We start from the raw sequence: 22,746 nt of genomic DNA, 5'->3' as shown, positions 1-22,746 counted from the left end.
GCATTGCAGTTTGCGTATGCACTGTCAAAACCGAAATCCATTTCTCCCCTTCATTTAACTATACTTAACCATTCCCACCATTTGCAGAATGAACACGCTCATCATCGCCATATTGATACTGTATCTATATGACGGTAATTTCATCCATGCAAAAAGACATGACAGTATCACCCCTATGATACTGTATACGGCGCTTTTGCAACGATATGCCCTTTTTTCATGTTCGTTTAACGGATTATTACCATTCTGCACCGGTGATAACCAAATAATCATGCCACACATGATACATAGATGTACTATACAAAATATACTGTTCATCTTAATATTTTGTATTAAAAACAGGTTTATCGTAACGAATACTGTTGACAATATCGTACATCTTAATCTTGTGTCTGCATGATAGCCCCCTGCATATCTCCTGACTGTTGAAAATGTAACTAGAAATACTGCCGTTTCACAAAACATATGCATTCCAAATCCAATTATCAGAAATAATGCAATATGTCCTAATGATATAACTGTCTGCTTAATTCCGTAAGTTACTATTTCCCTTTCTTCCGGTAAAATAATCTCATATTCAACCAAAATGTCGCTAACTGTTTTTCCCCTAATCACGTTTACTTCCCTGATACTTTTTTAACTGCTTAACCGTCTCCGGTATCTGTGGCTGATACATTAAAAAAGTACACGCGGAATTTGCGTCCTTTTTCGCTGTTTCCTTAGAAATTTTTGCAATTCCCGTCAATACTGCTTCTGTCACTTTTTTCATAACTGCTTACCCCTTTCTGTTACTTTCCCCTGTTTCTATCCTTACATTAACATGGGATTTTTCAAAATCAAGCAATGTTGGTTTATTCTGCAAAATGTTGGTTTATTCGGTAAAATTTTTACATTAATAAAGAATTAATCTGACAACAAATTCCCCATTTTGCGTATCAAAATCTATTACCCCATGATATTGTTCTACAATTTTTTTAATATGCTCCAGTCCGATTCCATGCCGACTTTTATTCTGTTTTGTTGTTTCAAATACATCTTCCCTCCTCTTTAAAACGCCGCGATATGGATTCTTCACCTTTATGACCATTTTATTTTCATGCTGGCGCATAACAAATTCAATCGATGCATTTTCAATATCTTTGGCTGCCCGAATGGCATTATCCAGTAAATTTCCGGTAATGGTACACAAATCGACATCATTCCACCGGGTGTTTTTTGCGATTGCAACTTCTGTATTTATACAAATTCCCTGTCTTTTAGCTTCTTCATATTTATAAGAAATCAGCGCATCCAATGATACATTTCCCGTTGAAATCCGATACCCCCCGTTATCGGACATATCTAAAAAACGTTGTACATAGTTTATGACTTCTTTATCCTGATTTTGTTCCGCCAAAAGGTATATAACCCCAAAATGATTTTTCAAATCATGTCTTAATGCCCGTGTATTTTCAAAAAGCTCCTCATAATGGTAAAGCTGCTGTTCGTAATTCCTGTTCTGCTCTTCTATTTTATTTTCCTTTATCTTTTCAGCCATGAACTGCGACAATACATCATATAGATAAAAAACAATAAGATTCATCAACAGTAACAATACAAAACTCACACCCGTAATCAGATTATATTTTTCCGGCAGCATACAAAGCACCGCCGCAATATAAATTGAAAATACAGGCAGTAACAGCAGCAATACCCAATACATTCCCGGTATTTCTTCTCCCTGACCGGTCCGTTTTATTTTCTCGGTTCCAAGTACAATCGGAAAACAGGAAATATTTGCAATAAAATACTGAATCATCGTGTAATCTTCCATATTCTGACTGGTAAGCTCCGGCATGACATTTACCGATACAAGCACTGCTATTGCCTCTGTACAGATTGATAAACCCAACTGTACCATGACATAAAACATTCTTTTACGGAATGTTGCCTGATATATGTATGTAACCGCCATTAAACTGACAATGTTTACCGCTAACGTAACGACCGGTACACAAATTTGAATATATACGATTGAATTTATTACATAATATATCAGATATACAAAAAATACACATTTCTTATTGATTTTATATTTGGTAAAAAATATATTATAAAACCGATATATTAAATACACTCTGAATATATTGGTAATTAAATATCCTGCTGTTCCCATATCCTGTCCCTAATCCATAAATTTTAAATACGTTCTCTGCGCCTCTTTCTGATAACTCCGGCTTGTATAATATATCTTTCCGTTACTCATCTGTATCCTGTCTTTATGAAACTGCCGGATATATTCCATATTGAGGATAACCGCCTGATTTATCTTTAAAAATCCGTGATGTCTGACCTGTTCTTCTATCTGCTCCATTGTTGCCCTGAACCGTTCTTCGCCCTCTGTTGTTGTCATGAGAATATATCTTTTATCAGTTTCAAAGGAAATAATTCTGCCAACGCTGACTGCATAAACCTGATAAGATTTCCTATAATAAAATTTATGCTTACGGACAGTCCATTTTCCATATGCCATTGCAATACATTCACGCACTTTAGCTTCATTTAACGGCTTTGCTAAAAAATTTAGCGGCTGAAAATCAAACAATTCGCGCTCATATCCTTCTTTTCCAGTCATATATACAATCTGCATCGTATCATTATGATCTTCTTTCCGGATTTTCCTGCTGATATCTATTCCTGTCATATCCCCCAGTTCAATATCCAAAAATAGTAAATCCACATTATTTTTTGCCATATATTCCATCAACTGTCCACCGGAATAAAATCCCTTTACTGTCTGTATCTGTTTCATGGACTGCTGTTCCGCAATTTGAACAAGCTGTGCTGTAATTTCTTTCATATCATCGCAAACTGCAATATTAAACACGCTAATCTCCATTTCTGAGCGACTTTTTGCGAAGAAGCGATTTCTCATCTGCTATCATAGGTGTTTGCTTTCGTTCGGAAGCAAACATCTGTGTGAAAAATCAGCACATCAGTGTGATTTTTCGCACTATTCCTCCGCAAATCACGAACTTTTTCTTTATTTTACTATTTTGTTACCGGATATACAATAGTCATGTCCTACTTTGCAGATATATGACGTACTTTGCAATTTTTAATTCTTTTAATTTTTATATTTAACTTATCATATATATTAAAGATATAAAATCAGACTGCCGCTTTCCGATTTATTGAAGGCATTCAATATATCCCTCACGCTCCGGCGGCAGTCTTTTCATATTACGCAATTCTTTATTTTATTCTTTATGGCTTTGCTCTATTGCTTCTATTTCTTCTGATTCCACAAACGTTCTGCTGTCGGCTTCCAGTTTTCCGCATAAGATTCGCATTTATCACACAAATGGTCTACGGATTCCATATCCTGATAATCGGTGTTGACAGCGCCTGTTTCTTTAACCATCTGACGGAGTTTTTCCGGATTTTCAAGCATCGGACATGGACGCAAATGATTGTCATTAAACGGCTGGTTGTCATGATATGCCTGAAAAATCGGACTCTTTAATGCTTCAAGCAGTGTGCAGTCATGAATATTTACATTTGAATAATGAATAAATACACATGGCTCTACATCGCCCTTTGCATTGATATGTAAGTACCGTCTGCCGCCTGCAATACAGCCGCCAACAAACTGACCATCATTCTGGAAATCCATCCCGAAAATTGCCTTTGTTTCACGGAAATGACGGATTCTCTTATACATTTCCTCACGCTGCTGTGGTGTCGGCAGTAATTCCGGCACTGCGGAATTGCCAACCGGCATATAATGGAAATACCATACAAATAACGCGCCGCTTTCAATCATCATATCATAAAAAGCTTCGCTGCTGATATCTTCAAAATTCCTGCTTGTGTAGCAGGTTGAAATACCAAACGGCAGTTTGTGGGACTTTAACAGTTTCATTGCGTGCTGAACCTTCTGGAATACACCGTCACCACGGCGTCCGTCATTGGCATCTTCAAAGCCTTCCAGACTGATTGCCGGTACAAAATTCTTTACACGAAGCATTTCCTGACAAAATTCTTCATCAATTAATGTACCGTTTGTAAATGAAAGGAACTCACAATCCGGGTTCATTTCACAAATCTTGATTAAATCCTGTTTACGAACCAGCGGCTCACCACCGGTGTAAATGTACATATAAGTACCGAGTTTTTTGCCCTGCTTTACAATGGAATCAATCGTTTCAAGGCTTAAATTCAACTGATGTCCGTACTCTGCAGCCCAGCATCCTGTACAATGCAGATTGCAGGCTGATGTCGGATCAAGCAGAATTGCCCACGGAATATTACAGTTATTTTCCTGTGAAAGCTGGTCCTGTAACGCACTTCCGTTCAAACTTGCATTAAAAATAAAGTTCTGGAAGAACGCTTTTCTTACACCCGGGTCTAATTCATAAAGTCGTAAAATCAACTCATACCAGTTGCCTTTTTCCTGTATTACCTTACGAATCATATTACGCTGTCCTTCGTACCAGCCCTGCGGTGCAAACCGGTCAACCATTTCCATCAACTTTGGAATATTTTCTTCCGGGTCTTTTTCCAGATATTTTAATGCCTGTTTAATACCAAAATCCTGCATTCCCTTTTGTAATTTGTTCGCCATAGTAATCTCTCCATTTCTTCAGTCTCGATATGCGTTAAATTTTACTTTGAAATGAAACAATTTACATTAGACACAACGACATTTTTGTAACAATTTAGGACAAATTTAAAAATTGTTACATTTTGGGACATTTTGGGAAATGTGTGGCTTTTCTATAAACGTTCCCGGCACAAGCATATTTCAAAATTAAATGGATTGGGTAAAAATGAACTTAAAAAACGGATAACAGCTACCCGTTATCCGTTTCTACATATTTTATTAATGCGCCGATGCTCGACTGCAACATTTTAATAAATAATTCCGGCTCTGTACATTCTTTTTCCGACAGCCAGCGCTCCAGCGCCGCAATAAATGCATCCGAATAAAAATTGATGCAGAATTCTTCATATTGCGGGTCTGCCAGAATATTTTTTACAACCATTTTTAACAATGGCTTTAACGTTTCCCTGAAATGTTCTACAAAAGAATTCTGCCCTTCAATCTGCAGTGCCTTTCTGTAAAATGACTGGTTTTCGTAAAAATACTGACAGCTGTCCTCCAAAAAACGCCACGACCAGTTTGGCAGATTGTAGTCCCGGACATGGACAGCCTGAAAAAATTCCACATCAAAAATCCAGTTCACCAAATCATATTTATCTTTAAAATGATAGTAAAAGCTTTTCCGGTTCATGCCGCATTTTTCACAAATGTCGGAAACACTGATTTTAGAAAACGGTATCTGCTCCATTAATTCTTTCATTGCCATTGCAAGCGCTTTCTTGGTAATATTAGAATCTGGCATTTCAGATACAACCCCCCTTCCTCTTTTTCGCACTGTATTATATTATATACAATTCAGACACACTTTTCAATTGTGAATTTGGTACGATAAAAGGTTCTATACTGCTAATACTGATATTTACCAAAGTTCTACAATGGCACGCACACCTTTATTGGTATCTGTAAAACCGACAACGTGTCTGTCTTCATGCTGGATATACACGCCGGTAATTTCTTCTCCGTAAAGAATTTCCTTCTTATATGAAATGCGGATATGATTCTTTTCGCCTTCTTCATAAATCTGCTGCGGTAGAAGCTCTCCGGCGGCATCTAAATAGGCTAAGTTGTGCATATGCATATTGGAATCAATATCCCGGCGCAGTACTGTATAGCGTTGTTTTACTGCATTTTCCGTATCAAAAAAATCTTTTGGATATGACATATTTTCGAGCTCTTCTTCAAATGCCTGACTCTGCGGCTCCCCCTGATATTTTTCAATCAATTCCTGTGTAAGCCGCAAAGGTCTACGCTTTACAATGTCAATCAAAACCCAGCGTGATGTTGCCCGCGCAAGCTTTTCTCCCTGCGTGTCAAACAATTCAAAATCCCTGTACGCACAGGCGATATTGTGATTTCTTGACCATGTGTATGCCGTGATTTCATCCCGGTAATGCGGACGCTTGATAATCTCAATTTTCCAGTCCAAAACAACCCACGCCTGTCCGGTCCGCTCCACTGAATCCAGTCCGTATCCGACCGAATCCGAATGTAATCCTCCAATATCTTCCATCATTGTCATCAATGCCCTGTTCGTTGCATTGCCTTTGATATCAACGTCTTCAAGACCTATCTGGTAGTTGTGTTTATACTTCATGCAAATCCCCACTTCCCAGCCATACCGCAGTCCGGCTGATTATTTTCATTTAGAAAGTATAACATAATTGGGGAATTTTTGCGACTATGATGTTATGCTTTTCTACTATTATTCCCCCTTCCCCGTCCTATGGAATTTCCCCGTAATCGTTACTACTTCCACGCGGATTACCATTGTCTTTTCAATGGCTTTTTCAAGCATTTCAAATGGAATATCTGTGTAATGTCTCATGATTTTTTCCAAATATGTCCGCTTTTGTGTAGCATCTGCAATTGCTGCATTTCCCGTACCGCAGACACTTTCATAATCCATGTAACTGTTGCAGGCAACAGAACTGATCCTTGCTTCCTCATGGACGTCCATTTCAAAAGCAACCCTGCCGTCTTTTTCTATGAGTTCTTTTTTCGTTCCCGCATTTGCCCCGTGAAAATACAAATAGATTTTATTTCCTTCTCTTTCATATCCGAAATTCATCGGTACAAGATACGGATATCCGTCATGATTCATTGCAAGGCGGCAAACCTTACATTGGTCTAATACTGCACAGATTTCTTCGATACTTTTCATTTCATTTTGTGTTCTACGCATCCTTTTTTCTCTCACAAATTCCGATTAAGATTTTTTTCCTTAAGATTTTCCTCACGCTTGTCGTCAAATACAACCGACGCATTGTCAAGAAATTCCTTCTTCCAATTTCGGAGCAGATTTGGCTGAATATTATTTTCAACTGCCAGGGTATTGATATCCTTCTCACCCTTTAACAGTTCGATAACAAGGTCTGATTTGAATTTTGCGCTAAAATTTCTTCTTTTTCTGGACATGATTTTGAATCCTCTCTTTCATACTGATTGTAGTATATCAGATTCATTAAAATCTGTCCGAAAAAGTGTCTTAATTTATGAGACCATTATATGTTCCTTTTGACAACTTTTCTTGTACAACTGCACAGATTTTTAATACCGTGCCTTCAGCTTTTCAAATGCCTTAAATGAGCGCTGAATCATTGCTTCATCCACACAGTACGAAATTCTTACAAATCCCGGACAACCAAAATCCGTTGCCGATACAAGCAGTAAATCTTCTTCCTTTGCCTTTTCACAAAAAGCATCGGCATCGTCTTCCAGCGCTTTTACAAACATATAAAATGCACCGTCCGGCTTAAAGCACTCATATCCTAATTCCGTCAGTCCCTGATACAATAAATCACGGTTCTTCTTATACAGATTCACATCACCTGTATTGCCGATACACTTCACAAGCATTTTCTGGAACAGACTTGGTGCACATACATAACCTAAAGCCCTGCCCGCTCCGCAGATTGCCGCATACACTTCACGACTTTCGTATGCTTCGTCCGGCACCAGCACAAATCCAATTCGCTCACCCGGAAGTGACAGGGATTTGCTGTAAGAATAGCATACCAGTGTATCATTATAATATTTTGTGACATATGGCACTTCTACACCGTCATATACAATTTCACGATACGGTTCATCCGTAATAATAAAAATGTGTGTTCCGAATTCCTTGGATTTTTTCGTAAGCAGCTCTGCCAGCTTCTGTATGGTCTGCTCAGAATAAACCGCACCGGATGGATTGTTTGGAGAATTAATAATTACACCTTTTGTATGTATATTTAAACGTGCTTCTAACGCATCAAAATCAATCTGGAAATTCTTTGTATCCGGCGGTACAATTGTAAGCTTTGCGCCTGCCGCCTGCACAAATACCTGATATTCAGGGAAGAACGGTGCAATCGTGATAAATTCGTCTTCACTATCCGTTGTAAGTGCCTTAAAACACAGTGAGAGTGATGCAGCCGCTCCCATTGTCATATAAAAATTATCGGCTTTAAATGCTGTCTGATACGTTTTATTCAGATAGTCTGCAACTGCCTGTCTGGTTTCTAAATCGCCCTGTGCAGACGTATAGCCGTGCAGATGTACACTGTCTAATTCCTTTGTCAGCTCCCGGATTGTTTCATTGACACATTCCGGTGCCGGAACAGTCGGATTACCAAGGCTGAAATCATAAACATTTTCCGTGCCGATTTCCGCCGCTCTCTTTTTTCCGTATTCAAATAATTCTCTGATAGCAGAACGCTTACTGCCAAGTTCATACATTTTCTCTGATACTATCATACTAATCCTCATTTCTGCGAACATTTTAATGCCGGAGAAATCGCGAACTGATGCAATTCAGTTCTGCAATAAAAAGATATTTGTGCTGCCGCGGCACAAATATCTGTGTGAACAATCTTTGATTTAAGGATTGTTCACACAAACCTCCCCATACATGTAATAATTATACATGAGATTATAACACTTTCCGGTATGAAATGTATACAACTTTTTCACTAATACAACATCTACTACGATTCTGCTTTTTTCTGATTTTCTGTATTTTCATTGTGTTCCGCTACTTCATGTCCTGTGATTTTTCCCTCGGCAATATGATAAATCTCATCAGACAGGAGATTCAGCTCCTCTGCATCATGACAGGCAAGAATAATGATTGAACCGTTATCACGCAGCTTCCACAAAATCTCCCGCACCTTTAAAGCCCCGGATTCATCGAGGGCGTTAATCGGCTCATCTAAAATCACAATATCCGGCTTTTCCATAATTGCCGCTGCAATACCAAGCCTTTGCTTCATACCGAGAGAATATTTACGGTATGTACGCTTATCATCCGGGTCGAGTCCGACCTCCGCCAGTGTTTCACGGATTTCATCTTCACCAATCCGATTTTGAATTGAAGCAAGCATTTCCAGATTCTTATAACCTGTATAATTTCCCAAAAAGGACGGATTTTCAATTAAAATCCCGATACTTCTCGGAAATGAAATATCCTTGCCGAGAATTTCACCATCAATATTAATCGTTCCGCTGTTTGGAATAATCAGCCCCGATATGGCACGCATCAGCATGGTTTTACCGGAACCGTTCTTACCCTTTAATCCGTAAATTTTTCCGCTTTCAAATGTAACCGTAATATCCTGTAAAATCGGCACCTTTTTAATTGTCTTGCATAAATTTTGTATTTCAATTTTCATTCTGCTCCTCCATTTCCGGCATCCCATCTGCCGCATCATCTCTTTTTTAAAATATCCATTCTATCAAAATAAATCTTACCGATAATAATCGAAATAACCGCCACTGCCACAGAAATTCCTATCGAAAGTCCTGTATTGACACCCCCGTCCACACAACAGGCATTTCTTAACATCATAAATGAATTTCCCTGCAAAAACGGTACTGTATAATATGCCGCTGCCGTGAGCAGTGCAACATTTACAATATATGCAATAACCGGACTGATAACCAGCGCCAGCATCATCTGGAATAATGCCATTCCTACAGACGTAACCAAAGGAAGCCAGCAGACGGTATGCCGCAGTACCTGTAAATCTACCGGTACATCATTGACCGCCGCCGGGATTCCACAGACCGTCTGTACAATCTCCGGTGTAAGCGCCGTTGTCAGTGAACCGCCGGTAATCATACAGATAAGAACCGCCGAAAGATAAACTGCTGCATAAAATCCAATAACTGTGATGACACACCACACACATTTACTCAGCCACCAGAATACTCTTTTCTGTGTCCGCACGAGAATATTTTTTCCAACCCCCAGTAAGTCTTTTAAAATGTAATCCCCTATCATATAAGAAAGATAGAGCTGTAACATCATATATTCTGTCGGAATCATAAACTCTGCACCGTTTATCGGATTGTATATTTCTTTTCCCCTGAAAAAATACAACAGCATATCGCCCAGCGTAAAATTCATTGATGATATCTTTCCCCTGTCCAGCGCATGAAAACATGTTGTTACATAAAACATCGCCAGGACGCACCCTAAAAGAATAGCAATGACATATCGCTGATATTTATATAAAATACCCTGTTTGATATCCATTTGTACTTCCTGTATAAACAGCTTCATTCCAATCTCCTTTCCGCAGGCATCACACTAATCTCCATTTCTAATTATAAATATCTTTTTTTAACAAATCCTTTTTGCAGAACAAAATGTAAGTGATCATCAACAGTCCCGCAAGCACCAGTACCGGGTAGATAAAATTTGAAAACACCCGGATATGCTTTTCGCTGATTACAACGGCATTCATGGTAACTCTGCCGTTAAAAACCAAGCCCCGGTACATTTCTTCTGCGGCATACAAAAGCATGACAATATATCCGCCGACCGGTGATTCAAAGACCCACCAGAAAAATAACATCAATACACACACAATCATTAATGCCGTAAACACCGCCGTAAAGCAGCCTGCCGCCACCAGTATCACAGACGGATGATATACCGTATCCACGCCGCCGTAAATATACACATAGCTTGTCTGCGCACTCCAGTTCCATATAACATCCGTAAAACAAAACGGTATCAGACAGATCAGCACTGTTAAATATACGGAAACCGCCAAAATAATCTTTGTAAGCTTTACACACATTTTCAGCCATACCTGCTTTAACTGTGTCTGCCGGATAATAATTCCGTACCGGTAACAGCCCTTAAAAAAATAAACCATTGTAAACGGAATAAATATTACCGCCATTTGATACAGACATGTCTGCATGCCCGCACCAATAATGTCATACACGCATTTGACATTTTCCGTTCTGTATTGTATGTGGTAATAAAATATATATTCAAAAAATACCACCACAACCGGACTTATCAGCGCAATCGCAAGAACGCACCCCTTATTTGCTTTTAAAAACTCTTTCATCTACAACCCTTCATCTTTCTTCTGCCTCCAGAAATACACTCCGCCAAAAAGCACTGTCAGACACACACATTCCAATACAACCGGTCCGAATCTTAACGCATTGATTCTTGTCATATCCATAATAATGATTGGACTATACTTCGCCTTTTTAATAAATGAAAGCATCATATATGAAAAATAGTTCAGTAAGAACGGAAACAATGTTATTAAAAAGCGGTTATTGACCCATGTTGACAATAACAATGCCAGGGAAACAAAAATAAACTGATAGAAAAAAATTAATATCAGATACAATACCATAAATATGTACGGGTGTGTGTAAAAAATATCTCCCCACAGCGCAATTCCATTCCCTGCATAACACCCCAGCGCTGCCACCGGTTTTAAGGACGGAAGCACCATCATATTGGCAATCAGATTCACAACAAGCGGAATTGTCGCCACAAGTCCGCCCGCGGTACAGCTTACAATATACTTTGCGGCATAATAATATTTCTTGTTGGTTCTTGTATACAGATTTTTAACATATCCCGAATTATGGTCTGCGCAAAATGTCGTTGCATAGGCAAATACCGCCAGTATCGGAAGTATCAGATAATAAATCTGGCGGTACACCAGCGGCGGTCCTGCCATTCCGAAATAACTGCTGAATACCCCATACGGTTCCGATATGCCTTTGGGCGAGTACGCATCTAAAATGTGCATGGACTCCTGCAAACCGACCATTACAAACTGTGTCATCGTCAATATCAATCCGATTCCCATGCTGATATAAAATGTCACCGAACGGAACAATCTTTGAAATTCTATTTTTAATACTGCCTTCATGTTCCTTCCTCCCCTATCTTAAATTCAATCATTCTCTGAACCGGATAAACCGCCTGCACAATCTGGAATGTATTATTCTTTACAAACCGCGGATATTCACTGTCACTGACCATTCCCAGTCCGATTGTATAGGCCGCCAAACATTCACATTCTTCTCCTGCGGCAAGCGTATTCTCCTGCGCATAATGCGTACCTAAACCATTGGTCCACCCGTCCGGATATGAATTAACTGCCAGCTTTAACATATACTGCCAGATATTAATTTCCGAATCCCCTGTATTTTTAATTCTGAACTTAATAACAAGCTGCCGTACACGACCTTTTTTCTTTTTTACCTGAAAATCCTGTCCGCCGAATTCATCCCGCATACAGGCTTCCAGTTCCTCACCCTCTAAAATTCTTGCCGTATCCGCACAAACCGACACACTGTTATCCAGCGGCATCCATTCACCCGGCGCATACACTTCTTTTGTCCGCTGCGGAAACCTTTTATTGACGTTGATTACCGCGGCTATTACCACAAACACCAGCACCAATACTATGCCAATTCCAATCCACTTCTTTTTTTTCATACGCACCTCCTACATTTCTTCCCCTATTTTATTTCAAATTCAATGACTCTTACGATAATGCCTCGTCTTTTTTTACCTGCCAGAAATACAGCAGACTGGTAACTGCCACTAATAATACCCCCTCGGCAAATACCTCCCGAAATTCCAATGACCGGATATTCGTCATATCAAATATCACAATCGGACTCAGACGATACTTTCGTATATTGACTACCAGCATGTGAAAAAAATAATTTAATAAAAACGGAAGTATCACAACCAAAAATCTGTTTGTCACCCGTCTTGACAAAATCAATGCTACATTCACAAATATAAACTGATAGAAAAAAATCAGCAGTATGTATAATAAAATAAATAAATACGGATTCGTATACAAAACATCTGACCATAATCCGATTCCATAAGGATAGATTGCCATTGAAGCCATTGGTTCTATCGCCGGGAGCATCATCAGATTCCATAAAAAGTTCGCAGCAATCGGCGCGGTTACGGCAATTCCGCCTGCAATACCGCTTACAATATACTTTGCTGTGTAATAATCCTGTCTTTTACTTCTGATATACAGATTTTTAACATACCCTGAAGCTTTATCCCCACAGAGTGTTACCGCATGTGCCATAACCGCCAGAATCGGGGCAATCGTATAATAAATCTGCCGATAGACCAACGGTGGACCTGCCAGTCCGAAAAAACTTTCAAATGCACTATACGGCGTACTTACCTCCGAAGGAATATATCCGTCAACAATATTTACCGCCATTGGAAGCCCCACTTCTATCCATTGCAGTGTCGTAATAAGTAATCCAATTCCAAGACTTAAATAAAACATTTTGGAATGAAATACTCTTTTAAATTCCATTTTAATTAGTTTCTTCACGTTTATTCCCCTATCTTAAATTCAATCATTTTGATGACCGGATATGCCGATTTCACAAGACGAATTGTATTGTTTTTTATAAATGTGTCATACTCCTTATCGTCTACATCCCCTCTTGATAACGCTATGGAAATCACACCTTCAGCTTCCTCCTGCGGTTCAATCTGTTCTACTGGAAAATAGTATTCATCTATTCCGTTGGCACAGCCGGCAGGATACGCTTCAAAATGCACTTGATGAACCAGCCTGCTGACCCTTAATGTATCATCTCCTACATTTCTTATTTTAAGCTTCATAAAGATTTCTCTCTCTTTATAACTCATTCCGATTATTTTTTCCCCGCCGAACTCTTCTTCATAATATTTCTCCATTTCCTCCCCTTTTAATATCTTTGCTTCAACAGCACATATTTCCGCTTTCCCTGTCGGCATCCACTCTCCCAGTCCGTATGCCTGGGTTGGTGCTTTGGGAAAACGGGAATTCAAATCGATATATCTGAAAATTCCAAGCAGGAAGACAAATGCCAGACCGATGAAGATGAGGTGTTTTTTCTTGTTTTTGCAAAATTTTTTCATCGCTCCTCATCTCCATATATACCGGAACCATTATCGGGACTCCACCAACATTCAAAATCATCTTGAACAAATCCCTTTGGCGATGCAGCTAAATATGCCGCTGTATATGCGTCATCTCCATATGTTTCATAAACCGTATTCCACATATACCATTCTTTATTTTTTCCAAATACATATGCCCTACGTCCACAATAACTGCCCGATGTGTTGTTATGTTCACTTGTTCCATATACTGTGACATAAAATTCTGATTCGTCACTGCTGGCATTAAAACATTTACACCAAGAGGACGTTGTATCATCTTTTCTTCTAAAATCCGAATGAACAGTATTGTCTCCTGAAAATGAAAAATACTCGTATGTATCTGAATTGTTATTAGCAAATACTTTCGTTCCTGTGCCGGCTACAATAAGCCCTAATAACACTGCCGCAAAACCTGTTGCAATTTGATTTACTTTTCCTGTTTTTTTCTTCATGTTAATTCTCCTATCTCTTTTACTGCTCATCTACCACTTTTCCGTTCTTTATATTCAGACAAATCAGTGGTTCTTCCTCTTGAACATTCCCTACTGCATATGTTTTAATATACACATTTTCTAATGTTGGAGTATCTGTAAATAAAACACCTTCGCTAGAAGAATATCCTTTTGATTGATACTTTGTCAGTCCCAGATATGCTACTGTTACAATTCTTTCTTCTCCCGGCTGTAACGAGGCAAAATTCCCATGCTTTGTTCCAACATAATCTGCATTGTAAACTTTTGAATATCCCTCTGATACTTTTGTAATTGTTCCATATTCATCATCATCATAAACATTGTACAATTCCAACTGACCCGCGTTAATATCCTGTTCTTCATTTGTTGTATTTTTTAAACGGATTCTGACAAACGGCCATATATACTCCCAGTCTTCGTTTTTCTTTACTGTATCAATATCTTCTCCCCCATTTTGACCTGAAAAATATGCCAGTTCTTCCTCGGTAAGCCCTGCTTCCTCTTTACTGTCGGCTAACAGCACATCTACCACTGATACTTCTATTCCACGGTATGTCGCCGTTTCATTCCTTGACAATAACCGATTTCCCTTTGATAACGGTGCTGCCTGTTCTCTTAACGATAAATGTGTTTTTTCTTCCGGTTCTTTAATTACAACATCTTTTTTTGCATATTCCGTTTCTGTTTCTTCTTCTGCCTGTATAGATTTTTCATTGACATCTGCAATACTCTGGCTGCTGCACCCGCTAATGCAGGTGCAGACTGTCAGACCAAGCAGAAGTATTCCTATACTTCGCTTTTTCATATAATCCGCTCTCCTCTTTTTACTACTCATTTACCACTTTTCCATTCTTGATATTCAGACAAATCAATGGCTCTTCCTCTTGAATATTTCCTATTGCATATGTTTTCATGTATACATTTTCCAATGTTGGGATATCTGTAAACAAAACACCTTCACTAGAAGAATATCCTTTTGATTGATACTTTCTCATTCCCAGATATGCTACTGTTACGATTCTTTCTTCTCCCGGCTGTAACGATACAAAATTTTCAAATGATGTTCCCTTATAATCTGCATTATACACTTTTGAATATCCCTCCGATACTTTTGTAACCTTTTTATATTCACCATCATCATAAACATTGTACAATTCCAGCTGCCCTGCACATATATCCTGTTCTTCATTCATCGTATTTTTTAAACGGATTCTAACAAACGGCCATGTATACTCCCAATTTTCGTGTTTTCGTGTTGTATCAATATCTTCACCGCCATTTTCTCCCGAAAAATATGCCAGTTCTTCCTCTGTAAGCCCTGCTTCCTCTTTACTGTCTGCCACCAGCACATCTACTACCGTGATTTCTATTCCACGGTATGTCGCAGTTTCATTCCTTGACAATAACCGGTTCCCCTTTGATAACGGTGCTGCCTGTTCTCTAAGTAAGGGTTTTGTTGAATCTTCCGGTTTTTTAATTACAACATCTTTTTTTTCGTCTTTTGTTTCTGTTTCTTCTTCTGCCTGTATAGATTTTTCATTAACATCTGCAATACTCTGGCTGCCGCACCCGCTAATGCAGGTGCAGACTGCCAGACCCAGCAGAAGTATTCCTATACTTCGCTTTTTCATAAATTTTCTTCTCCTATCGCTGTTCATCTCCGGTAATACCTGAGCCATTGTCCGGACTCCACCAGCAGTCAAAATCATCATAAATAGCCCCCTGTGGTGATGCAATCAGATATGCTGCCGTATAATCACAATCTCCATACGTTTCATATACTAAATTCCACATATACCAGGTAGTGTCTTCTGAAAAATAATATGACCTGCGTCCGCAGTAACTGCCGGAGGTATTATTATGTTCTGACGTTCCATACACCTGAATATAAAATCCCGCTTCACTGTTACTTGAATCATAGCAGTTGCACCAGCTTGAACTGGTATCGTCCTTTCTTCTAAAATCAGAACGTGAAGTATTTTCCCCTGAAAATGAAAAACACTCATAGGTATCACTGTTATTGTTGGCAAATGCTGTTACCCCCGTTCCCCCGATTGTGACTGCCAGCATCGCTGCTGTAATTGCTGCCAATATCTTATTGGACTTTTTAACTTTTGCATTTCTCATGCTTTCCTCCTCCTGCGGTTTCCCCTTCCGCTTTATTTTTATAGGCACTGCATACTTACTTTCCTGCCTATAATCCGATAATACCATGCCGTATTTTTTTGTAAATACCTTTGACCTGACGATGTAACGGATGACCGTTTTCATGTAACGGATGACAAAAAATGCCGCGCGAACATCATTCACGTGGCATTCCAATCATAAATACAATTTCTGTTTTATATTTTGTTTCACTCTTTTTTATACGTAATTCTGCATGATATTTTTGCAATACCTGTTCTACATTCCGGATTCCCCTTCCGTGATTGATTGAATTTTTTAGCGGCTGATGCAGACTTCTGCTGTTTTCAATTTCAAGATACCATTTCAGGGCATTTTCATATCCTTTAATGTGGATATACGGTTTTTCTGTTTTGACATATTCACAGGCTTCTACGGCATTATCAATGAGATTTCCCAGTAACACCCCCATATCCCCGTAATCAATATTTAATTTTTCAGGATATAACATTCTCACAGATACATCTATCTGATCCGATGCAATATTTTGCAGTTTATAGCTTAAAATCGAATTGATATAATTATTATTACAATACCGCTCCTCTTTTACGCTGCTAATCAGTCCCAGTGCGGTCTGGAGTTCTGCTTCAATTTGCTGTCTGTTTTCTCCCTCGTTCTGCATTGCCGCCAATATGCCGGACAGACGGTTTTTCATATCATGCCGGATATTCCGGATTGTATCCTGTCCCTGCTGTATTTTTTCATAAAAATATTCTGTATTTTCCAGTTCCTGCTGTATTTGCTGTTTTTCCGCATATAATTCCTGTAATCTGCTATACTGGCACTGAAATCCAAAGAACAGCAGACTTATGATAATAATTATAATCCAGATAAAACCGGCTGTCACTGCACTCATATCCATTCTGCGCTGTTGCTGCCTGAAAATATATGCTGCACAGTAAACCATCACTTCTGCTCCAAAAATAGTTGTGCTGGCATACTGTATTTTTTTCTTTTTCATCAAAGCGTATACGGCGCAAACTAAAATAATTTCTAAAATACACGTTACAACACAAGTTAATGACAACGTCATGATCTTCATTCTGCTGGGTGTATTCAGCTCGTCATGCAATGAATACTTGACGAATTGATACGAAAATACAGCTGCCGCCTGTCTTGCCGCAAATACATAAAAAATATAACTCATTCCCAAACTTAGTCTGCAAAAAACATTGCTGGTTTGTACATTCATACCCAGCAAAAGTACTGTCTGCAAAATGGTACATGGCAGATAAATATCCATGCAAACCGCTGTTTTTTCTTTATCCAGTACTATTGCTGCAAGTCTGACTACCACTGCCAGACTTGCGGCAATATAAAATATTTTGTCCTTTTTTCTTTCGTATCTGTTTAAAGAATGTATAAATGTATAATACAAAAGCACATAGGAAAATGCTTCAATTATACCCAGTCCCACTATTGCTTCCATTTTTACTGCCTGCTCTTACCTGTAAATTCTATTTCTGTATGCCTCATATTTTTCTTCAAAAGACTTCCTGTATTTTCTTGTTATATCAACGCTGTTTAATCCAATGCCGTGTACATTTTCATAATACACCGTCGCCTTATCAATCGTATGAATATATGCCATATTTTTATTCAAATCACAAAGTAATTTTTGACTATCTTTTCAAAAGTTCTTATATGCCGGTATAGCCTATTGTTACAGGCTTTTCCGGCATTTTTCATTGTGGAAGATACTCTCAAATCTTCTTATATCCCCGTATGTTTTTGTGTTCAAAAGTAGTATGTGGAGTAGTAAATTCTCCATTTACTACTATGCAATCAGCCGCTTCATTTCGGTTATTGACGTTTCGGAAGTTGTGTGTGCGTAATAGTTCAGCGTCATATTGATGTTGGAATGTCCCATGATGTATTGCAATGCTTTAGGGTTCATTCCCGCATTTGCTAACGTGGTGCAGAATGTGTGGCGTAAGGTGTGCGGTGTCATTACCTTTGGCAATGCGACCTTTTGCGTTTTGTTGTATTTCCTTACAAGCCCCCGGAACATACTTTCATAGTTGACTGCCACTTTTGGCAAGCCGTTCCGGTTAAGGAACAGAAACTTTGTGTAGCCCTCTAAAATAACAGGCTGTACATATTTCCGTTTATTTAGCACCCGTTGAAATGCTTCCAACACTTTTTCACTCATAGGAATAACCCGGTTGCCGCTTTTCGTCTTAGGCGTTTCCACATAGTAGCCCACATCTGCAATCTTCAAAAGTTGGTGGTCTACATTGATAAGCTGTTTGTCTAAGTCAATGTCAGCTTCCGTCAGTCCGCAGAGTTCCGAAATGCGAAGCCCTGTCCCTAACAGTATGATAATCTCGTCGTAGTATTTCTGATAGACTTTATCATGCTGTACAAAGGACAGAAAAGCCGCTTCCTGCGTAGGGGATAGAGGTTCCTTTGGTTCCGTATCATCTTCAAGGACTGTGTTCAACTGGAAGTCAAATGGATTTTTACGAATACAATCGTCCTGTATGGCTGTGTAAAAGGCAGCCTTTAAGGAACGCTTGTGGTTGTTGATAGTCTTGAAGCCGTAACCTTTTTCTTTCATGCGTAACGCCCATTCCTTTGCGTCGGAGAGCTTCACATTTTCAATCCGGCAGGCTCCAAGTTTATCCTCCTGCAAAATCCGCATGAGCTGTTTTCGCCCCTGCTTTGTACCATGCCGCACATTTGCCCGGTGGCGTATCTGCTTTGCGTAGAGTTGGCAGACCGTCATTTTCTTTCCGATATGGTCGATACCGTCGTCAAGGTCTTTTTGGATTTCTTTCTCTTTTTCCCTCAACGCTATATCGTCGCGCTTTCCTGCCGGGGTTTTGTCCGTAGGCACTAACTTCCAAGAATAAACAAACTGCGGTTTCCCAAAGGTATCTATATATTTGTAGGCATATCTCCCGTCTTTTCTCTGGCTCTCTCCGGTGCGGAGAATACGATTTTTATTATCCCGTCTTTTTTCCGACATCGTTATGCTCCTTTCCATAATGGAAAGAGCCTTGATATGCTTGACTACATTGTACCACATTCAAGGCTCGATTTCACTATTAGATTGCGTCCACCGTATCAATCATTTTTTCAAACTGCTTACGCTTAATCTGAATACGGTTTCCGTTCATCATTACCCAGTCCGGGACGGGATTTTCTTCTGCCAGTTTCCGCAGCTTGCTTTCTCCGATACGGAAATATTTTGCTGCTTCTTCTATGGTAAGAGTGTACTTTTCCCAAATCGGCACGTCGTTATTGTTCAATTTGTCGTCCCCCTTTCTTAATGGGTCAAAAATCAATCTGTAACATAGGCTTTAATCGGACGGCTATTAGCGTAACCTCATGGGACTTGCACCCCTCCGGCGGTCTGCCGAAGCCCTACCCATTGCCTGCGACGCTTCTAACGCTCGGACTATGGCTGTAAGGAAGTATCATTATGTATTCTGTGCGTTATCGCCCGCAGGCTGCTATCCCTGCTTTACGGTGTGGTATTTCTCGCTCGCTTTTCTGTTAAGAGAAAGGTCATGGCGTACCCGCCGCATGGCTCGGCACAAAAGGAACGTATCCGATTTGCCTTATGCTGCGTCGCCGTTCTATTGCGCCGCTTTCTTTATCAAAGAGCAGGGGGCTGTCTTGCGGTATGGAACGGAAAAGGGGAAAGAAGCGTTCCAATATCGCGTAGGTTATTCAGCCCGAAAAGTGAGGATAGCCCTCATCAGTCTTGCTTGCAGCCGTTCCCGAATATCCTCGTCAACGCCATAATAGACATTGCCGCGCTCGTCGTAGAGCTTCCGCATGGAAAGACTTGCTATGTAGCCGCTGAAATGCTGCAAGACCATTTTCATAGCGTCCGGGTCGCCTTTGCTCGCCGCCAAAATAACGGGATAGGGAACAAGGGCATTTTCCGGGTAGTCGTTTTGATTACCATTCGTTCCATTCATCAGCGTGTTCCTCCAAATATTTCTTTAACAGTTCAAAAGAGCTTGTCCGTCTGTACTGTATCGTGCTGCGCGACGTATTGAACATTTTTCCGATTTCCACGTCAGTCATGCCCTCGAAATAGTACAGAAGTATAGCAGTTCTCTTTTCTTCCGGCAGGGTGCGTATTGCTTCAAGCAATAACTTCGGGGTTATTTCTTTTCCTGCCATTTGATAAGTCGGCTCGGCTGTTTCAGCTTGAAAATATTTATCCGTAGTGTAAAGCTGCCGTTCCTCATGCAAGGCAAGGTCACAAAAAGAAACTTCCCGTTTCCTGCGTCGCCGGATTTCATCATGGGCGTTACAGGCTTCGTTGTGTAGCACCCGTTTACAGAAACTTTGAAAGACACATTGCTTCTGAAATTCTCTGCGATTAGGTTCCATGTAATCACCTCCTTTCTGCCGAAAGGCGGTAGTACCTCCCCTTTTCGCGGGATAATACAGACGACTTTTTTAAACGCCGGACGAAAGCGAAAATTTCTTTGAAAAATCTTCTGTAAAATGCAAAATGCGCCCATCTGCAAGGCGCAGACCGACGCATAGGAAATAACAGCAGTATTTAATTGATTTGATAGTTCATCTGTATAGTCGGACTTGTCCGGTGGGGGAGCTATACTTTTTTTAATGAATGTAACCTATGTATGCTGTATAGCAACAAAGAAATCCCCATAGCGGCAGCCCTCCTAAATGCCGCTAATTTATGTTAGCAGTAGACAAAAAGAAGCGGCGGCTCTAAAAATTAAAGCCACCGCTTCAAATGCGCGTGAAAATATGTCTGCGCTACGACGGCTTTTTTTCTTTTGCTGTCGTAGCGTAGAATTAGGAAGTGTGCATAAAAGACACTATTTTTTCAGTAGTGAGGAATCCAAATTACCAAAACTTGTTACTCCACACCGAATAAAACCTACCATATCAAGCTATTTGAATCAGAGTTCAATTCTTGCTTTTGATGGTTTATCTTCACAATAGATAACTTTAATCGTTGTTCCCTTGTCAGGAGTTTTGTTTCCTGCGCCAATCCATTTTTGGCAGGTGTAATCTTTGACGCCTATCGTGTATTTGACCTTGATAATATGTGGAAAAGCTGCACCATCCATAGCATGGGTACGGACAGGTTTACGATTTACTTTTAACCACCATTGTTTTGTAACTGAAATTACAGTTCCTGTTGTTTCCTTTTCCATAAGTTATACCTCCGATGTTAATTTAGAATGAGTAATTTTCTATTTAGATAGCTACATATTAAAGCAAACTGCCCTTTAATCCTTTTTTGAAAACCAATACAGCCCTTTCGGTTCCCCAAAATGACATTGTGACAAGGCGATAGCTTTCCTTTTCCATTTCCTCTATTTTGGCATTGATTTTCACTGTCGCATTTTCAATAGTAATTTCTTCTAATAATTCTGTCCTATACATCATATCTTTACCTCCATAATTATTAAATAGATGATACATATTTTCGGTTCAATCTTTTTGGTATTTACCAACCTTTTTTTCTAACTGCTTTTTTCTTCTTACCAACAGTCAATGTACCGGGTTCTTTCTTTTTATTTGCAAGAATAATCATAGAAATCAAGAAAGTCAAAACTATTGTAATGAAAGCGGGGAAAATGTGATAAGTATAACCATATTCCGCACCACAAGTAGGGTCTACTAAAATCATGCTTGCTTTAATCGGATAATAATTTAACAGTGTTCCTTCAAAAGTTCCAAAATATCCATACACAAAAGCTAGTGCAACTCCACCCAAAAAATTATTTGCCGAACAACAGAATATCAGAATAATCGGCAAGACTGAAATATAAATTCCTATATTCGCCCCAGTAACACGAATAAACATATTGAGTAGATTGCCAAAATGAACTCCCGGAAATCCGACAATAATATTGATTACTAATGCTATCACACAACCTATAAGACTAAAGCTGATTGTCAACAGCAATAGAATAAGTAATTTTCCAGAAAGTAACTGTTTATATGGAATAGGAATTGTTAATATATTCTTCATAGTATCGTCTGTATATTCCCTTGTTATGATATAACCTGCAATCAGTGCAATAATAATCGGAAAAAATAAGGTACAATTACTAATCATAACCTGTTGCATAAAATAGTCAAACGTCCATGTCGGTCCACCGTTGGCTGTGGAATAAAACAGTGACAGCAACGGAGAAAGTGTTGTCATAATAATTCCGGCTTTTATTACAGAATATCGTTTTAATTTTAAAAATTCAGTTTTTATTATATTTCTCATA

At 39.3% G+C, this 22,746-nt stretch carries 30 protein-coding genes; all 30 read right to left on the bottom strand.

The window, feature by feature from the left end; translation table 11 throughout:
- Positions 1-54 precede the first annotated feature (54 nt).
- Entirely contained in the window at positions 55-615 is a 561-nt protein-coding gene (locus WMO37_RS12460; RefSeq protein ID WP_349155161.1) for an accessory gene regulator B family protein, read from the bottom strand.
- Entirely contained in the window at positions 608-769 is a 162-nt protein-coding gene (locus tag WMO37_RS12455) for a cyclic lactone autoinducer peptide (RefSeq protein ID WP_349155160.1), read from the bottom strand. Before WMO37_RS12455 ends, WMO37_RS12460 begins: the two co-directional genes overlap by 8 nt.
- A 123-nt stretch (positions 770-892) precedes the next feature.
- Entirely contained in the window at positions 893-2,155 is a 1,263-nt protein-coding gene (locus WMO37_RS12450) for a sensor histidine kinase (RefSeq protein ID WP_349155159.1), read from the bottom strand.
- A 9-nt stretch (positions 2,156-2,164) separates the two neighbouring features.
- Complete coding sequence (locus WMO37_RS12445) at positions 2,165-2,866, bottom strand: LytR/AlgR family response regulator transcription factor (RefSeq protein WP_349155158.1); 702 nt, start codon at positions 2,864-2,866, stop codon at positions 2,165-2,167.
- A gap of 402 nt (positions 2,867-3,268) precedes the next feature.
- Positions 3,269-4,606: a radical SAM protein gene (locus tag WMO37_RS12440; RefSeq protein WP_022431187.1), complete on the bottom strand. Its 1,338-nt coding sequence runs from the start codon at positions 4,604-4,606 to the stop codon at positions 3,269-3,271.
- Positions 4,607-4,835: 229 nt separating this feature from the next.
- A complete protein-coding gene (dhaS, locus tag WMO37_RS12435; RefSeq protein WP_022431186.1) occupies positions 4,836-5,387 on the bottom strand; it encodes a dihydroxyacetone kinase transcriptional activator DhaS in 552 nt (183 codons plus the stop codon).
- Between the two features lie 117 nt (positions 5,388-5,504).
- The gene (locus tag WMO37_RS12430) at positions 5,505-6,239 is read right to left on the bottom strand and encodes an acyl-[acyl-carrier-protein] thioesterase (RefSeq protein WP_349155157.1); all 735 of its coding nucleotides are present in this window, start codon (positions 6,237-6,239) and stop codon (positions 5,505-5,507) included.
- A 108-nt stretch (positions 6,240-6,347) separates the two neighbouring features.
- Positions 6,348-6,827: a pyridoxamine 5'-phosphate oxidase family protein gene (locus tag WMO37_RS12425; protein ID WP_349155156.1), complete on the bottom strand. Its 480-nt coding sequence runs from the start codon at positions 6,825-6,827 to the stop codon at positions 6,348-6,350.
- An 11-nt stretch (positions 6,828-6,838) separates the two neighbouring features.
- Positions 6,839-7,060: a transposase gene (locus WMO37_RS12420; RefSeq protein WP_227090354.1), complete on the bottom strand. Its 222-nt coding sequence runs from the start codon at positions 7,058-7,060 to the stop codon at positions 6,839-6,841.
- A gap of 132 nt (positions 7,061-7,192) precedes the next feature.
- Positions 7,193-8,380: a pyridoxal phosphate-dependent aminotransferase gene (locus WMO37_RS12415; protein WP_349155155.1), complete on the bottom strand. Its 1,188-nt coding sequence runs from the start codon at positions 8,378-8,380 to the stop codon at positions 7,193-7,195.
- Positions 8,381-8,610: 230 nt separating this feature from the next.
- Positions 8,611-9,294, bottom strand: a complete 684-nt coding sequence (locus WMO37_RS12410; RefSeq protein ID WP_349155154.1) for an ATP-binding cassette domain-containing protein — start codon at positions 9,292-9,294, stop codon at positions 8,611-8,613.
- A gap of 35 nt (positions 9,295-9,329) precedes the next feature.
- The gene (locus tag WMO37_RS12405; protein ID WP_022432637.1) at positions 9,330-10,187 is read right to left on the bottom strand and encodes a hypothetical protein; all 858 of its coding nucleotides are present in this window, start codon (positions 10,185-10,187) and stop codon (positions 9,330-9,332) included.
- 40 nt (positions 10,188-10,227) lie between these two features.
- The gene (locus WMO37_RS12400; protein WP_227090351.1) at positions 10,228-10,989 is read right to left on the bottom strand and encodes a hypothetical protein; all 762 of its coding nucleotides are present in this window, start codon (positions 10,987-10,989) and stop codon (positions 10,228-10,230) included.
- Complete coding sequence (locus tag WMO37_RS12395) at positions 10,990-11,817, bottom strand: ABC transporter permease (protein ID WP_349155153.1); 828 nt, start codon at positions 11,815-11,817, stop codon at positions 10,990-10,992.
- Positions 11,814-12,389: a hypothetical protein gene (locus WMO37_RS12390; RefSeq protein ID WP_349155152.1), complete on the bottom strand. Its 576-nt coding sequence runs from the start codon at positions 12,387-12,389 to the stop codon at positions 11,814-11,816. Before WMO37_RS12390 ends, WMO37_RS12395 begins: the two co-directional genes overlap by 4 nt.
- A gap of 49 nt (positions 12,390-12,438) precedes the next feature.
- On the bottom strand, positions 12,439-13,266 hold the full coding sequence (locus WMO37_RS12385) for a hypothetical protein (protein ID WP_227090348.1): 828 nt from the start codon (positions 13,264-13,266) through the stop codon (positions 12,439-12,441).
- Between the two features lie 2 nt (positions 13,267-13,268).
- Entirely contained in the window at positions 13,269-13,841 is a 573-nt protein-coding gene (locus tag WMO37_RS12380) for a hypothetical protein (RefSeq protein WP_227090347.1), read from the bottom strand.
- Positions 13,838-14,317 carry a DUF2712 domain-containing protein gene (locus tag WMO37_RS12375; protein WP_349155151.1) on the bottom strand — a complete coding sequence of 160 codons (480 nt, stop codon included), beginning with the start codon at positions 14,315-14,317 and terminating at the stop codon, positions 13,838-13,840. Before WMO37_RS12375 ends, WMO37_RS12380 begins: the two co-directional genes overlap by 4 nt.
- A gap of 19 nt (positions 14,318-14,336) precedes the next feature.
- On the bottom strand, positions 14,337-15,143 hold the full coding sequence (locus WMO37_RS12370; protein WP_349155150.1) for a hypothetical protein: 807 nt from the start codon (positions 15,141-15,143) through the stop codon (positions 14,337-14,339).
- Positions 15,144-15,165: 22 nt separating this feature from the next.
- Positions 15,166-15,969: a hypothetical protein gene (locus tag WMO37_RS12365; RefSeq protein ID WP_349155149.1), complete on the bottom strand. Its 804-nt coding sequence runs from the start codon at positions 15,967-15,969 to the stop codon at positions 15,166-15,168.
- A gap of 13 nt (positions 15,970-15,982) precedes the next feature.
- On the bottom strand, positions 15,983-16,648 hold the full coding sequence (locus WMO37_RS12360; RefSeq protein ID WP_022432628.1) for a DUF2712 domain-containing protein: 666 nt from the start codon (positions 16,646-16,648) through the stop codon (positions 15,983-15,985).
- Entirely contained in the window at positions 16,641-17,951 is a 1,311-nt protein-coding gene (locus WMO37_RS12355) for a GHKL domain-containing protein (RefSeq protein WP_349155148.1), read from the bottom strand. The genes WMO37_RS12360 and WMO37_RS12355 overlap by 8 nt, the downstream gene beginning before the upstream one ends.
- A 15-nt stretch (positions 17,952-17,966) precedes the next feature.
- On the bottom strand, positions 17,967-18,113 hold the full coding sequence (locus WMO37_RS12350; RefSeq protein WP_349155147.1) for a hypothetical protein: 147 nt from the start codon (positions 18,111-18,113) through the stop codon (positions 17,967-17,969).
- A gap of 186 nt (positions 18,114-18,299) precedes the next feature.
- On the bottom strand, positions 18,300-19,493 hold the full coding sequence (locus WMO37_RS12345; RefSeq protein ID WP_044477098.1) for a site-specific integrase: 1,194 nt from the start codon (positions 19,491-19,493) through the stop codon (positions 18,300-18,302).
- A gap of 79 nt (positions 19,494-19,572) precedes the next feature.
- Entirely contained in the window at positions 19,573-19,776 is a 204-nt protein-coding gene (locus WMO37_RS12340; protein WP_009905235.1) for an excisionase, read from the bottom strand.
- Between the two features lie 420 nt (positions 19,777-20,196).
- Positions 20,197-20,454: a helix-turn-helix domain-containing protein gene (locus WMO37_RS12335; protein WP_009905237.1), complete on the bottom strand. Its 258-nt coding sequence runs from the start codon at positions 20,452-20,454 to the stop codon at positions 20,197-20,199.
- Complete coding sequence (locus tag WMO37_RS12330) at positions 20,435-20,875, bottom strand: RNA polymerase sigma factor (RefSeq protein ID WP_018112814.1); 441 nt, start codon at positions 20,873-20,875, stop codon at positions 20,435-20,437. Before WMO37_RS12330 ends, WMO37_RS12335 begins: the two co-directional genes overlap by 20 nt.
- A 542-nt stretch (positions 20,876-21,417) precedes the next feature.
- Entirely contained in the window at positions 21,418-21,675 is a 258-nt protein-coding gene (locus WMO37_RS12325) for a sugar ABC transporter permease (protein WP_349155146.1), read from the bottom strand.
- Between the two features lie 58 nt (positions 21,676-21,733).
- Positions 21,734-21,910 carry a hypothetical protein gene (locus tag WMO37_RS12320; protein ID WP_166460160.1) on the bottom strand — a complete coding sequence of 59 codons (177 nt, stop codon included), beginning with the start codon at positions 21,908-21,910 and terminating at the stop codon, positions 21,734-21,736.
- A gap of 61 nt (positions 21,911-21,971) precedes the next feature.
- Positions 21,972-22,745: an ABC transporter permease gene (locus WMO37_RS12315; protein ID WP_016728876.1), complete on the bottom strand. Its 774-nt coding sequence runs from the start codon at positions 22,743-22,745 to the stop codon at positions 21,972-21,974.
- Position 22,746: the final 1 nt, after the last annotated feature.

Origin of the sequence: Lachnospira intestinalis, from assembly GCF_040095895.1 — a bacterium.
In the GTDB taxonomy this organism is placed as follows: domain Bacteria; phylum Bacillota; class Clostridia; order Lachnospirales; family Lachnospiraceae; genus Lachnospira; species Lachnospira intestinalis.
Note: the sequence above shows the minus strand (reverse complement) of the source record. Positions and strands in the feature narration are given on the sequence as shown.